Consider the following 13,663-nt stretch of genomic DNA (forward strand, 5'->3'; position numbering starts at 1 on the left):
GCGATCAGCCCCCGCACGGCGGCACTTCGGGTTTCACGGGACGTGACGGTCATCGGCCCTCGCCGCGGGCCAGTGCTGCCAGCCGTCTGCGCCGTGCTTCGGGAAGAGCTTCGATGCTGGCCAAGTCCCAGCCGTACTGCGAAGCCAGCAGGTGCACCTCGACGTCGGCCTCGGCTGCCGCGGCTGCTACTGCGGAGGTCACCAGGCACTGCACATCGACGAATTCCGTTATCCGCGTGCCGCATTCGATACACGAGAACTCGACCGCGCCGCACAGTGATTGTTCAGCCCAATCGAGTGCCGCGCTGTCACGAGGCTCCTCGGCGGGACCCACCGCGCACCGCTCCACCAGGATCCGGCTGGCGGCGTCGGGGTCGGTCGGTAGGCCGACGAGGTCGGTTGCGGCGGGCTCCCGGACACCGGCGCCAGGGCCGCACCATCCCGATCTCGGTGCATAGTCGGGCACATCGGACGGCCCCAGTGGCAGCTCGTTGAGCACTCCGCAGTCCGCGCAGGAGACGACGAGTTCGAGATCGGTGCCGAGGACCGCACGGTGGGCCTGCAGTAGCAGTCGGTCGACGATGCCCAACGGGAGTGCCGGGGAATCGTCGACTCCGCACGCACTGAGTATCGCCAGTGCCTGCACGAGTTCTCCGTCGGCAACATCCAAGTCTCGCAACAGTTTCAACCGCGATAGTGGGAAGCCGCCGTGGCCGGCCGGCAGCGTGATGTCTGCGGCCGGCGCGGTGTCTGTGCAACCGGCGCCGCTGCTCACGGGATCACACGCTCAGCTCTTTGGGCTCCGTTACCGACGTATCGCGCTCCCAGCCTTCGGTCTCGAGTTTGATCGATTGGATTGCGGTGGCGGCGGTAGCCGCATCCATCGCGGGCAGGGCGGTGTATTCGGACACCCAGCAGCGGAACAGGTGGTAGCTGATGACCTGTTGGCCCGCTTCGTTGAAGACGTCGACAGTGATGTCCTTGCGGAAGTCCGGCAAAGAGATGCCAGGTGCGGTGATGCTGCTCACCTTGTTGGCCCAGGCTTCGAATGCGGGGTCATGGGTCACGCCGCGTTCGAGGGTGACCGACGAGTACGTGGTCAGGCCAGGGCTGCGCCGGTCGTGCGAAGGGTCACCGCCGACCCGGTGGGAGACCGGTGCCGTCGCCCGCGTGAGTGCTGACATCTTGGACAGCCCGGCGACGTACACGCCGTCCCATTTCACCCGGAACATGTGCGTCTTGTAGGGGTCGTGTCGCTTCGGGTTGACAGTGAATTCGGCCATGTCAGTCTCCGGTGTTGATGATCTGGGTGATGGTGACGACGACGAACTCGGCGGGTTTCAGGGGGGCGAAACCGACGACGACATTCACGCGGCCGGCGTCGATCTCTGGCTGGGGGTTGACGGTGCCGTCGCACGTGACGAAGTAGCTGTCGGATTCGGCCTGGGACTCGGACTGTTGGAAGGCGCCCTGCCTGAACAGGCCACGCATGAACGCCCCGACAGCGAGCCGCAACTGGCCCCAGAGCACCGGGTCGTTGGGCTCGAATACCGCGAATTGGGTGCCGAGATAAAGGCTGGCTTCGATGTAATTCGTGAGGCGGCGGATCGGCACGTATTTGAATGGGTCACCGCGGAGGTCCGAGCCGGCGAGCGTTCGTGAGCCCCAGACGACCAGGCCGGCCCCGGGGAAACTTCGTAATACGTTGACGCTGAACGGGTTCAGATCACCAGAGGTCTTGTCGCTGGTTGGATGGGCGGTCGAGATCGCGCCCGCGACCCCGGCGGCCAGACCGGCAGGTGCTTTCCACACCCCGCGTTGGCTGTCGGTGCGCGCCATGATTCCGGCGAGTGCACCCGAGGGTGGCAGCCCCGCGGGCGTCGAGGCCGCGGTGATCAGCCGCGGCCAGTACAGTGCGCCGTACTGCCCTGCGGCGGCGAACAGTCCCGCAGTGCTCACCGCATTGGCCGCAGTGACGCTCGGGTCGGGGTCGACGAGCAGGAATGCGTACTGGGTCTGGCAGTAGGCCAGCGCGGTGCTGACGGCGTCGACGTTGACGGTCGTCACTCCGGGTAGGCACAGCAGGTTGAACCGTGGAAAGTTGAGGGTGTCGAGGGCCAGCATGCCCTCGCCTTCGGTGGCCGAGACGATGGAATTGGCGTCGACGTTGGAGCCGTCGCTGCCGTTGGCGAGCCCGGCGGCCGCGGCGACCGCGGGACGGTCGGCGGCACTGCCGGAGACTTCGGTCCCGCCGGCCGCGACGCCCATCGTCAGCCGGCTGCTGGCGTCCTGAGCGCCGCTCAGTCCGACGACCACGGCACTGTCCGCCCCGTTGGTGTTGCTGGTGAGCACGAGTTTTCCGCCGTCGTCGGACGCCGTCAGGGGCAGGCCTGCGGCGTTGATGAACCCGACGAGGTCGGTGGTGTTGTGGGAATCGGTCGCGGTGCCGGTCGGGAAGAGCACGAGATCCTGTGGCGCACCCTGGTTGATGGACACGCGGAGTGTTCGCTGGGCCAGGCCCACGACGCCTGCCGAGAGATCGTTCTTGCTCGTGGAATGTCCTGCGGACGCGGTGGTTTCGGCGCCAGAGACCTCCGCGGAGACAAGCGCGCTGCCGGCCAGGGCGGTGGTGACGAAGCGCGGATGGCTTGGCGACATCGACAGCTCGCTCCAGGTCTCGCGGGCGAGCAGCGAGGCGGCCCCGACGCCGGGCGCCCAATTACTGATCGTGAGGTTGAACCGGTCATTGGGGTTGACACTTGCGGCCGTGACTTGGGCAAAGATGCCGGTCTGGGCGGCGCCCGAGCCGGTCCCGTTCGCCCATGCGCCCCGGCTCTTCGCGGTGAGGGTGACTTGGACCCCGTTGGCTGCGGCCAATGCGCGGGACGCAGGTAGCGCATCGGATGCGAGTGCGCGCACGACGACCGCCTGGCTGCCGCCATTGGCGAAGAACTGCGAAACCGCGTGCCCCATCGGATGGTCTGTGGCGTCGATGGAGTCGCCGAATGTTCGTACGAAGTCGGCGAAACTGCCGATGGCGGTCGGGGTATCCGCCGGTCCCTTTCGGGCGGCCCCGACGAATGCGGTCACCGAGGTTGACACCCCCGAGATCACATGCGAGCTCGACATCTGTTCGACGATGTAGACCCCGGGATACGTAGTTTGGACGGGCATCTGCTGCCTCCATCGCGGAGTGATGACATGGACATTCGATCCATGGTGAATACCGATAATGGTAAAGACGTGATGGCGCTGTGAAAACCATTCTGATCGCAATTGATTGCGCATTTACGAAGAAACTATAGGACGGCTAGAAATAGAGTGCGACTTGCCCCGCTGCGGGTCGGAATTGATTCCCGCGGCACTGGGTTCAGTATTTGATCTTGAAATCAAATTTGGGGCCTCTGATGAGGCGGCAATGGCGCGTCAAGACAGCCGGCAAATTGTAGCGGCAGCCGCGTCGTGGATCGACGTTATTGCAATGTTGGCGATGAGCCTTGACAACGACTAGTGCGGCGCGGTGACGGCCTCGACGGATGGGGGCGAAGGAGCGCTAGACCCGTTGGGGTGCTATGCAACCGCTACGGAAATGCCGAGGCCTCGCCACCGTGCTGGTGGCGAGGCCTCGACCTGATAGGAATACGTCGGGATTCGAACCCCGGGTCAAGAACAACTAGGAACCAGACGCCTGCGACCGTGCAGAATGACGCATCCGAGAACACTCTATCTTCGATGGGTTGGACGATTCAAGGGTCGGCGTGCCACAGTCGTCACAAGTGTATCGACGGTCCAATTGCCTCACGGTGGTCGCCGAGAATCGGCGTCGGATATAGGGCCATATTATCGGGTCTGTATAAATGATTGTGCGGAGCGGCTTTGTGGACGGCGAATTTCATAAATGGGATTTTTGCCAGATGCGCATTTTGGTGCACAAATTCCGGCGCTTATCTGTCGGTGAAACGGCATTCCGGCGGGGGGATTCTGGAATTTTTGCTGCTGGAATGCCGTTTCTGCGCGGAGGCGGCCGTTGAACGGGCACAATGCGCAGGTTCATAGGAGGGGTGATGAGCGACGGCGCAGATTCGCCCGCAATGCGGCAGCGCGTCGAAGACCGCTACCGGCAGCTGGCCGAGCTGCGCCAGCTGCGGCCCATCGTCGCCGTCGTGAACCGCTTCACCGAGATCGACGGCGGCACGCTGGGCACCGTGGTGTCGGTGCAGCTGTTCACCACGGTCATCCCGCTGGCGATCATCGGCTTCAGCTACCTGACCGGGTTCGCCGACAGCGCCAGCCCCGGCATCGTGGTGAGTCGGCAGCTCGGGCTGGCGTCGCCGCTGACCGACCATGTCCGAGCCGCCTTCGGCCGCGCGTCGGGTCTGCGGTCCAACTGGACGTTCTTCGGCGTCGCGAGCTTCCTGGTGTGGGGCATCCCGATGTCGATGACCATTGCCGGCATCTTTGCCAAGGCCTGGCGCCGCGAACCGTTCGGCTGGGGCGGCAAGCTGTGGCGCGGCGTGACGTGGTTCGTCCTGTATCTGACGATGATCGGGGTGCGCGAACGGATCGCGTTCGGTGCCGAGCACCACGGGTGGAGTCAGATTCTGCTCTTCGCGGTGTCGCTGATCCCGGTCTGGATCTTCTGGACGATCACTCCGGCGCTCCTCGTGCGCGACGGCGGCCGCGCCTGGCGTGCGCTGCTGCTCGCGGGGTTGGCGGGCGTCGTCATCGAGGGCACCGTCCTGCCGCTGGCCGCCCGGATGATCTTTCCGCCGCTGCTGCGCGGGTGGGACGACTTCGGGCCGATCGGCGTGGCGATGGCGCTGCTCACGTGGTGCGGCATCAGCGGCGCCGGCTGGGTCGTCACGGCGTGCGTCGGGGCGGTGCTGTGGGAGCGGACGGCGCCGTCGCGCACGGTCATCGAGGCCGAGACGGATGAGCGCCCCCGACAGGACTCGAACCTGCAACCTACGGAGTAGAAATCCGCTGCGCTATCCATTGCGCCACGGGGGCAAGTAGACGATACGTGACTGGAAACCGACCGGGCGTCGCCACTCTGGCTACCTGTAGTCCTGGTCTCAGCAGGCTGCTCGGTCGTTTCTTTCCGACCTCAGATGACAGCTGCGTTGGCCACCGAGCTTGTCGGGGTCGTCAACTAGCCTCCAACCGATGGCCAGGCATCACACGAAGGACAAGGGCGACCTGGGGGTCGCCAAGGCCCACGCGGACTTGGCGGCCAAGGGATACACGGTCCTCTTCCCGGCAACTGAGCATGCGCCATTCGACCTGGTGGCGTATGGGGCGGGGGAGTTCCACCGCCTCCAGATCAAGTACCGGTCTGCGCGCGCTGGTGCAATCACGGTCAAGTTCCGATCGACGTGGGCGGACCGCAAAGGTACCCACACGACCGTGACCGATAAGGAATCGATCGATGCACTTTGCATCTACTGTCCCGACACGGACGAGTGCTACTACGTGGACCCCTCAGCACACAACTACTCCGTGACGCTGCGAGTCACACCAAGCAAGAACAGTCAGCAGTCGGGAGTTCTTGACGCCGCCGAGTTTCGTGACCTGAAGCCACGGAATCGACGTGTCATTGGTGATGTGTTTTCGGCGTAAACCTGTTCGTCTGCAAAGTTCTGGCGGGGCCAACTCGGAGTGGGCATCGCAACAGCGGTATTGCCCGCGCCCTCCCCGGCGGCGGACTAGCGTTAGGGTCCAGCGCTGGGCAACGACGGAGGAGAGCGACAGCCATGAGCGACGTGCCGGACTTTGACACGGCCGGGTTGCCCGAAGAGTTGAGTGCGGTTGATCAGTTGATGCATCGCGGGGAGGCCAATCCGCGCACCCGGTCCGGCATCATGGGCGTCGAACTGCTGGACGTCACCCCGGACTGGGAGCGGTACCGCGCGGGGTTCGAGCAGGCGTCCCGCAAGGCCATCCGCCTGCGGCAGAAGGTCGTGATGCCGAGCCTGCCGACGGCGGCGGCGCGCTGGGTCGTCGACCCCGACTTCAATCTGGATTTCCACGTGCGGCGCGTGCGTGCCCCCGGCGCGGGAACGCTGCGTGAGGTCTTCGACTTCGCCGAGCTGGCGCTGCAGTCGCCGCTCGACATCTCCCGTCCGCTGTGGACGGCCACGTTGGTCGAAGGGCTGGCCGGCGGTGGCGCCGCGAACATCGTGCACATGAGCCACGCCGTCACCGACGGTGTGGGCAGCATGGAGATGTTCGCGAACCTCTACGACCTCGAGCGCGATCCCGCGCCGCGGCCGTCGGCGCCGTTGCCGATCCCCGAAGACCTGTCGCCGAACGACCTTGCGCGCCAGGGCATCAACGCGTTACCGAAGGGCATCGCCAACAACGTGCTCGACGTGACGCGCGGCGCGGCCGGGCTGCTCGGGCGCATGATGCGCGACCCGGCCGACGCGGTCGGCGGGGTGGTCGACTACGTCCGGTCGAGCCGGCGGGTGATGACGCCCGCGGCGCCACCGTCGCCGGTGCTGCGCCGCCGCGGTCTGGCGTCGCGCAGCGAGGCGATCGACATCAAATTCAGCGATCTGCACAAGGCGTCCAAGGCCGCCGAGGGCTCCATCAACGACGCCTATCTCGCCGCGCTGTGCGGCGCGCTGCGCCGCTACCACGAGGCCAAGGGCATCCCGGTGGCGACGCTGCCGATGGCGGTGCCGGTGAACGTGCGCTCCGACTCGGACCCCGCGGGTGGCAACAGGTTTGCGGGGGTGAACATCGCCGCGCCCATCGGCGTCGTCGACCCGCGCAAGCGCATCCAGAAGGTGCGCGCCCAGATGACCCGCAAGCGCGAGGAGCGCGCCATCGAGGTGGTGGGTGTCGTCGCGCCGTTGCTGAACCTGGTGCCGGACCCGCTGCTCGAGTCCATGGCCGGCTCGGTGGTCAATTCCGATGTGCAGGCCAGCAACGTGCCCGGCCCGCCGATCGACACCTACATCGCCGGCGCAAAGGTGCTGCGGCACTACGGAATCGGGCCCCTGCCCGGTGTCGCGATGATGGCGGTGCTCATCTCGCGCAGCGGCTGGGTCACCATCAGCACCCGCTACGACCGGGCATCGATCAACGATCCCGAGCTGTGGGCCCGCTGCCTGCTCGACGGATTCAACGAGGTGCTGGCCCTGGGCGGGGACGGCCGGGCCATTCCGGCGTCGTTCGCGCTGTCGGACGAACAGGCCGAGCCGGCAGTGAACGGGGGTGCCGCACAATGAGTTCGGACGACGACTACGCGGGCGAGTTCCGCAACGCCCGGCTGCCGGGCTCGGTGGCGGAGATTCTGGCCAGCCCCGAGGGGCCGGAGGTCGGCGCGTTCTTCGACATGGACGGCACCCTGGTCGCCGGGTTCACCGGCGTGATCATGACGCAGGACCGGTTGCGCCGCCGCCAGATGGGCGTCGGTGAGTTCATCGGCATGGTGCAGGCCGCGGTGAACCATCAGCTGGGACGCGCCGAGTTCGAGGACCTGATCGGCCGGGGCGCGCGGATGCTGAACGGCAATTCGCTCAGTGACCTCGACGAGCTGGGCGAGCGGCTGTTCATCCAGCACATCAAGAAGCGGATCTATCCCGAGATGCGCGAGCTCGTCCGCGCGCACCAGGCGCGCGGGCACACCGTCGTGCTGAGCTCGTCGGCGCTGACGGTCCAGGTGGAACCAGTGGCGAACTTCCTGGGCATCAAGAACGTGCTGTGCAACAAGTTCGAGACGAACGAGGACGGACTCATCACCGGTGAGGTGGTCCGGCCGGTGCTGTGGGGGCCCGGAAAGGCCAACGCCGCACAGCATTTCGCCGCGAACAACGGTGTCGACCTGGCGAAGAGCTACTTCTATGCCGACGGCGACGAAGACGTCGCCCTGATGTACCTGGTCGGCAATCCACGGCCCACCAATCCGGCGGCGAAACTGGAATCGGTTGCGGCCAAGCGTGGTTGGCCGGTGCTGAAGTTCTCCAGCCGCAGTGGCAGCAGCCCCATCGCCCAGCTCCGGACCTTCGCCGGTATCGCGTCGCTGGCGCCGGTCGCCGCCGGTGCGCTCGGGCTCGGGCTGTTGACCGGCAGTCGGCGCACGGGCGTCAACTTCTTCACGTCGGCGTGGAGCAAGGCGTTGATGGCGACCCTGGGCATCGACCTGAACGTGCTCGGCGCGGAGAACCTGCGGGCGCAACGGCCCGCGGTGTTCATCTTCAACCACCGCAACCAGGCCGACCCGATGATCGCCGGCGCACTGGTGAGCGACAACTTCACCTCGGTGGGCAAGAAGGAGCTGGAGAGCAACCCGATCATGGGCACCATCGGCAAGGTGATGGACGCCGCGTTCATCGACCGCGATGATCCCGCCTCGGCCATCGAGAGCCTGCACAAGATGGAAGAGCTTGCCCGCAAGGGCCTTTCGATCCTGATCGCACCCGAGGGCACCCGCCTCGACACCACCGAGGTCGGCGAGTTCAAGAAGGGCCCGTTCCGGATGGCCATGGCCGCCGGAATCCCCGTCGTGCCGATCGTGATCCGCAACGCGGAGGTGATCGCCGCGCGCGATTCGTCGACCTTCCACGCGGGCAAGGTCGATGTCGTCGTGTACCCGCCGATCTCGGTCGAGCACTGGACCCTGGACGACCTGTCGGAGCGCATCGCGGAGGTGCGTCAGCTCTATCTCGACACCCTCCGAAAATGGCCGCACGACAAGGTGCCCGACGCCGCGCTGTACCACCGGACCGCGGCGCCGGCCGAACCTGATGAGTCGCCCGACGACAGCGGCGATGCGCCGCGCAGCGCCAAGGGCCGACGGTGAAGCACACCGCGGACGACCTCGCCAGCTTCGACCCGACGGACGACGCGCTGGTGCTGACCGCGGTCGGCTCGGCTGCCGAGTGGGACCTGCTCAACGACTGGCTGGCGCACCAACGTAAGCAGCACCCGGATACCCGCCTCGAGGTGCTCCGGCTGCCGACCGAGGGCGAGCCCTCGCCCGGCACGCTGGCCCGCCTGGTGGAACTGCTCGGCGCCGACGAAAGCCGGTCGGTGGTACCCGTCCGGGTGTTCTGGGTGCCCGCCGGGCTGCCGACGCGCTCCAAGATCGTGGGGTTGATCTCGGGCCGCGACCGGTATCGGCCACCGGAACTGCTGCAGCGCCGCATCCTGCGCAAGGACCCGCTGCGGGCCCGGGTGGTGGCCGGTGAGCCCGCCACGGTGGGGCAGTTACGGCAGCAGTGGAAAGACACCACGACCGCCGAAAACCCCAGGGAATTCGCCCGTTTCGTGCTGCGCCGGGCCCAGCTCGCCATCGAGCGGGTGGAACTGCGGCTGCTCGGGCCCGAGTACAAGTCGCCGCGGCTGGTCAAGCCCGAGGTGCTGGCGTCGGCGCGGTTCCGGGAGGGCCTGGAGAAAATCCCCGGCGCGACGGTCGAGAAGGCCGGCGAGATGCTCGACGAGCTCTCGACGGGCTGGAGCCGGTTCTCCGTCGACTTCATCCCGAAGATCGGGCGCGCCATCTTCAGTCGCGGTTTCGACCCCAACGTGGACTACGACCGCGAGCAGGTCGAGGCCATGCGGCACGCGCTCGAGCTGCACCCCGCCGTCCTGCTGTTCTCGCACCGGTCCTACCTCGACGGCGTGATCGTGCCGGTGGCAATGCAGGAGAACCGCCTGCCACCGGTGCACACGTTCGCCGGCATCAACCTGGCCTTCGGCCTGATGGGGCCGATCTTCCGGCACTCCGGCGTCATCTTCATCCGGCGCAACATCGCCGGCGACCCGCTCTACAAGTACGTGCTCAAGGAGTACGTCGGGTACATCGTGGAGAAGCGCTTCAACCTCAACTGGTCCATCGAGGGCACCCGCTCCCGGACCGGAAAGATGTTGCCGCCCAAGCTCGGTCTGCTCGCCTACGTCGCCGACGCGTACTTCGACGGCCGCAGCGAGGACATCCTGCTGCAGCCCGTCTCCATCAGCTTCGACCAGCTGCACGAGACGGCCGAATACGCCGCGTACGCCCGCGGCGGCGAGAAGACCCCCGAAGGCCTGAGCTGGCTCTACCACTACATCAAGGCACAGGGCGACCGGAACTTCGGCAAGATCTACGTGCGGTTCCCCAAAGCGGTGTCGATGCGCGAACAGCTGGGGCCGCCGGACGGTGAGATCGCCAACGACCCGGCAGCCAAACGCCTTGCGCTGCAGAAGATGGCGTTCGAGGTGGCCTGGCGCATCCTGCGGGCCACCCCGATCAACGCCACGGCGCTGGTCTCGGCGCTGCTGCTGACCACCCGCGGTCTGGCACTGACGCTGGACCAGCTGCACCACACCCTGCAGGACGCGCTGGACTACCTTGAGCGCAAACAGATTCCGATGACCAACTCGGTCCTGCGGCTGCGTACCCCCGAGGGGGTCCGGGCCGCGCTCGACGCGATGTCCGGCGGGCATCCGGTGACGGCGGTCGACAGTGGCCGGCAGCCGGTCTGGTACATCGCGCCGCAGGACGAACACGAGGCCGCGTTCTACCGCAACACGACCATCGACGCGTTCCTGGAAACCGCCATCGTCGAGTTGGCCATGGCACATGCGGCCAAGGCGGAATCCGATCCGGTGGAGGCCTTCTGGTCGCAGGTGATGCGGTTGCGCGACCTGCTCAAGTTCGAGTTCTACTTCGCCGACTCGGCATCCTTCCGCGAGCACATCGTGGAGGAGATGTCGTGGCAGGCCAATTGCGAGCAGCAGCTGGCCGAGGGCGGCGAGGCCATCTACGCGATGCTGCGGGCCAAGCGCCCGATCATCGCCGGCGCGATGCTGCGGCCGTTCCTGGAGGCCTACGAACTGGTTGCCGACGTCTTGCGGGGTACGCCGCCCGACATCAGTGAGAAGGACCTGACGAAGCGGGCCCTCGGCGTCGGCCGGCAGTACGTCGCACAGGGCCGGATTCGCAGCAACGAGTCGGTGTCGGCGCTGCTGTTCACGACGGCACGACAGGTGGTCGCCGACCAGAAGCTGCTCGAGGCGGCGCCCGATCTGGAAGAGCGGCGCACGGCGTTCCTCGCCGAACTGCGGGCGATCCTCGCGGACCTGGCGACCGTCGACTCGATCGGCTGGATCAAATTCGACGTCCGGGAGCTGCAGCGGCGCAAGGCCAAGAAGGCCATCGACGTCATCGAGGCCGAGTAGTAACCCATCCCGGGTTATCCACAGTTCGCGATTCATCCACAACCGGCGCCGCTCTGGGAGCGGCGCCGGTTCTTTTGTCGGTGCCTGACGGATCAATGGACGCACAGGCCGACGAGAACGCCGGCAACACCGAAATGGATGGAGAAGCACATGTTCGAGACACCCATCACCGTGGTCGGCAACGTCGTCACCGACGTGGTCGCGCGCCGGGCCGGGGAGAGCAACGTCGCCACGTTCCGGATGGCGAGCAATTCGCGGAAGAAGACCGAGGACGGCTGGGAGCCGGGCAACTCGCTGTACGTCACCGTCAACTGCTGGGGCCGGGTGGCCGACGGGGTGGCGGGCCGGCTGTTCAAGGGCGACCCGGTGGTGGTCGTCGGTCACATCTTCACCAACGAGTACCTGGACAAAGAGGGCAACCGGCGGTCGTCGATGGAGGTCAAGGCGACGTCTGTCGGTCCGGACATGGGCCGGTGCCAAGTCAAGATCGATCCCCGGCGGCCGAACCCGATCGAACAGGAGCCATCGCAGGCGGAGCCCGAGGCCGGCCCCGAGTCGCCCGAACCCGAGAACTCCGGCGCGCTGGTGCTGTCGGCATAGGGGAAATACCGGGGCGCCTCACGAGGCCCGTCGCGGGGCGCCCCGACCGCGCCATCGGGCGATTTGGCGGCTTGCCTAGGATGGTCAGCGAGTTTTCGCGGGGCCGCGCCACTTCCAGTGCGCAGGGGCTCGCGCTACGAGAACGCTTCGACGAACAGCCAACGAAAGGCATGACGACGGCATGGCCGAATTCATCTACACGATGCGCAAGGTCCGCAAGGCGCACGGCGACAAGGTCATCCTCGACGACGTCACCCTGAACTTCCTGCCCGGCGCGAAGATCGGTGTCGTCGGCCCCAACGGCGCCGGTAAGTCCAGCGTCCTGAAGATCATGGCCGGCATCGACAAGCCCAACAACGGCGACGCCTTCCTGGCACCCGGCGCCACCGTCGGCATCCTCATGCAGGAGCCCGAACTCGACGAGACCAAGACGGTGCGGGAGAACGTCGAGGCCGGTGTCGCGGTCAAGGCCAAGCTCAACCGGTACAACGAGGTCGCCGAGCTGATGGCCACCGACTACACCGACGAGCTCATGGAAGAGATGGGCAAGCTCCAGGAGGAGCTCGACGCCGCCGACGCGTGGGACATCGACTCGCAGCTGGAGCAGGCCATGGACGCGCTGCGCTGCCCGCCGCCGGACGAGCCCGTCACCCACCTGTCCGGCGGTGAGCGCCGCCGTGTCGCGCTGTGCAAGCTGCTGCTGAGCAAGCCCGACCTGCTACTGCTCGACGAGCCCACCAACCACCTGGACGCCGAGAGCGTGCTGTGGCTGGAGCAGCACCTCGCCGACTACAAGGGCGCCATCCTCGCCGTCACCCACGACCGGTACTTCCTGGACAACGTCGCCGAGTGGATTCTCGAGCTCGACCGCGGCCGCGCCTACCCGTACGAGGGCAACTACTCGACGTACCTGGAGAAGAAGGCCGAGCGTCTCGAGGTTCAGGGCAAGAAGGACCAGAAGCTGCAGAAGCGCCTCAAGGACGAGCTGGCCTGGGTGCGTTCGGGCGCCAAGGCCCGCCAGGCCAAGAACAAGGCCCGCCTCGGACGCTACGAGGAGATGGTCGCCGAGGCCGAGAAGACGCGGAAGCTCGATTTCGAGGAAATCCAGATTCCGACGCCGCCGCGTCTGGGCAATGTCGTGGTGGAGGTCGACAACCTGAAGAAGGGTTTCGACGATCGCGTCCTGATCGAGAACCTGTCCTTCACCCTGCCGCGTAACGGCATCGTCGGCGTCATCGGCCCGAACGGTGTCGGTAAGTCCACCCTCTTCAAGACCATCGTCGGTCTGGAGCAGCCGGACGCCGGCACCGTGAAGGTCGGCGAGACGGTCAAGCTGTCGTACGTCGACCAGAGCCGCGCGGGCATCGACCCGAAGAAGACGGTCTGGGAGGTCGTCTCCGACAAGCTCGACTACATCGAGGTCGGCCAGAACGAGATTCCGTCGCGGGCCTACGTGTCGGCGTTCGGCTTCAAGGGACCCGATCAGCAGAAGCCGGCCGGTGTGCTCTCCGGTGGTGAGCGCAACCGCCTGAACCTGGCGCTGACCCTCAAAGAGGGCGGCAACCTGATCCTGCTCGACGAGCCGACCAACGACCTGGACGTGGAAACGCTGTCTTCGCTGGAGAACGCGCTCGAGCAGTTCCCCGGTTGCGCCGTGGTCATCAGCCACGACCGCTGGTTCCTCGACCGCACCTGCACCCACATCCTCGCGTGGGAAGGTGACGACGAGGACGAGGCCAAATGGTTCTGGTTCGAGGGCAACTTCGGTGCCTATGAAGAGAACAAAGTGGAACGACTTGGAATCGAAGCGGCGCGTCCGCACAGAGTGACCCACCGCAAGCTGACTCGCGACTAACGTCGCACGTACGTGCCGATTGCGGCACGACGGCGC

The 13,663-nt window shown here is 66.4% G+C and carries 12 protein-coding genes and 1 tRNA gene; 6 read left to right on the top strand and 7 right to left on the bottom strand.

The window, feature by feature from the left end:
• Positions 1–49 precede the first annotated feature (49 nt).
• From ACJH7A_RS11285 to ACJH7A_RS11315, 7 genes are all read right to left on the bottom strand, one after another.
• Positions 50–775 (bottom strand): hypothetical protein, encoded by a 726-nt coding sequence (locus ACJH7A_RS11285; protein ID WP_406801965.1) that lies wholly within the window; start codon positions 773–775, stop codon positions 50–52.
• A 4-nt stretch (positions 776–779) separates the two neighbouring features.
• Positions 780–1,283, bottom strand: a complete 504-nt coding sequence (locus ACJH7A_RS11290) for a phage tail protein (RefSeq protein WP_346414330.1) — start codon at positions 1,281–1,283, stop codon at positions 780–782.
• Between the two features lies 1 nt (position 1,284).
• Complete coding sequence (locus ACJH7A_RS11295) at positions 1,285–3,174, bottom strand: phage tail sheath subtilisin-like domain-containing protein (RefSeq protein ID WP_406801966.1); 1,890 nt, start codon at positions 3,172–3,174, stop codon at positions 1,285–1,287.
• Between the two features lie 940 nt (positions 3,175–4,114).
• Positions 4,115–4,252: a hypothetical protein gene (locus tag ACJH7A_RS11300; RefSeq protein ID WP_406801967.1), complete on the bottom strand. Its 138-nt coding sequence runs from the start codon at positions 4,250–4,252 to the stop codon at positions 4,115–4,117.
• Between the two features lie 9 nt (positions 4,253–4,261).
• A complete protein-coding gene (locus tag ACJH7A_RS11305) occupies positions 4,262–4,447 on the bottom strand; it encodes a hypothetical protein (protein ID WP_406801968.1) in 186 nt (61 codons plus the stop codon).
• A gap of 147 nt (positions 4,448–4,594) precedes the next feature.
• Positions 4,595–4,918: a hypothetical protein gene (locus ACJH7A_RS11310; RefSeq protein ID WP_406801969.1), complete on the bottom strand. Its 324-nt coding sequence runs from the start codon at positions 4,916–4,918 to the stop codon at positions 4,595–4,597.
• Between the two features lie 19 nt (positions 4,919–4,937).
• Positions 4,938–5,010, bottom strand: a tRNA-Arg gene (locus ACJH7A_RS11315).
• Positions 5,011–5,166: 156 nt separating this feature from the next.
• Here ACJH7A_RS11315 and ACJH7A_RS11320 point away from each other — a divergent pair.
• The 6 genes from ACJH7A_RS11320 to ettA all read left to right on the top strand — a co-directional run bounded on the left by ACJH7A_RS11320 (position 5,167) and on the right by ettA (position 13,627).
• On the top strand, positions 5,167–5,619 hold the full coding sequence (locus tag ACJH7A_RS11320; protein ID WP_406801970.1) for a group I intron-associated PD-(D/E)XK endonuclease: 453 nt from the start codon (positions 5,167–5,169) through the stop codon (positions 5,617–5,619).
• Between the two features lie 134 nt (positions 5,620–5,753).
• Complete coding sequence (locus tag ACJH7A_RS11325; protein WP_406801971.1) at positions 5,754–7,235, top strand: wax ester/triacylglycerol synthase family O-acyltransferase; 1,482 nt, start codon at positions 5,754–5,756, stop codon at positions 7,233–7,235.
• The gene (locus ACJH7A_RS11330) at positions 7,232–8,809 is read left to right on the top strand and encodes an HAD-IB family hydrolase (protein WP_406801972.1); all 1,578 of its coding nucleotides are present in this window, start codon (positions 7,232–7,234) and stop codon (positions 8,807–8,809) included. The genes ACJH7A_RS11325 and ACJH7A_RS11330 overlap by 4 nt, the downstream gene beginning before the upstream one ends.
• A complete protein-coding gene (locus ACJH7A_RS11335; RefSeq protein ID WP_346414336.1) occupies positions 8,806–11,172 on the top strand; it encodes a glycerol-3-phosphate 1-O-acyltransferase in 2,367 nt (788 codons plus the stop codon). The genes ACJH7A_RS11330 and ACJH7A_RS11335 overlap by 4 nt, the downstream gene beginning before the upstream one ends.
• 150 nt (positions 11,173–11,322) lie before the next feature.
• Positions 11,323–11,772 (top strand): single-stranded DNA-binding protein, encoded by a 450-nt coding sequence (gene ssb, locus ACJH7A_RS11340; protein WP_346414337.1) that lies wholly within the window; start codon positions 11,323–11,325, stop codon positions 11,770–11,772.
• A gap of 181 nt (positions 11,773–11,953) precedes the next feature.
• The gene (gene ettA, locus ACJH7A_RS11345) at positions 11,954–13,627 is read left to right on the top strand and encodes an energy-dependent translational throttle protein EttA (protein ID WP_212812356.1); all 1,674 of its coding nucleotides are present in this window, start codon (positions 11,954–11,956) and stop codon (positions 13,625–13,627) included.
• Positions 13,628–13,663 lie beyond the last annotated feature (36 nt).

The sequence above is a fragment of the Mycobacterium sp. SMC-17 genome (genome assembly GCF_045310915.1).
Lineage (GTDB): Bacteria > Actinomycetota > Actinomycetes > Mycobacteriales > Mycobacteriaceae > Mycobacterium.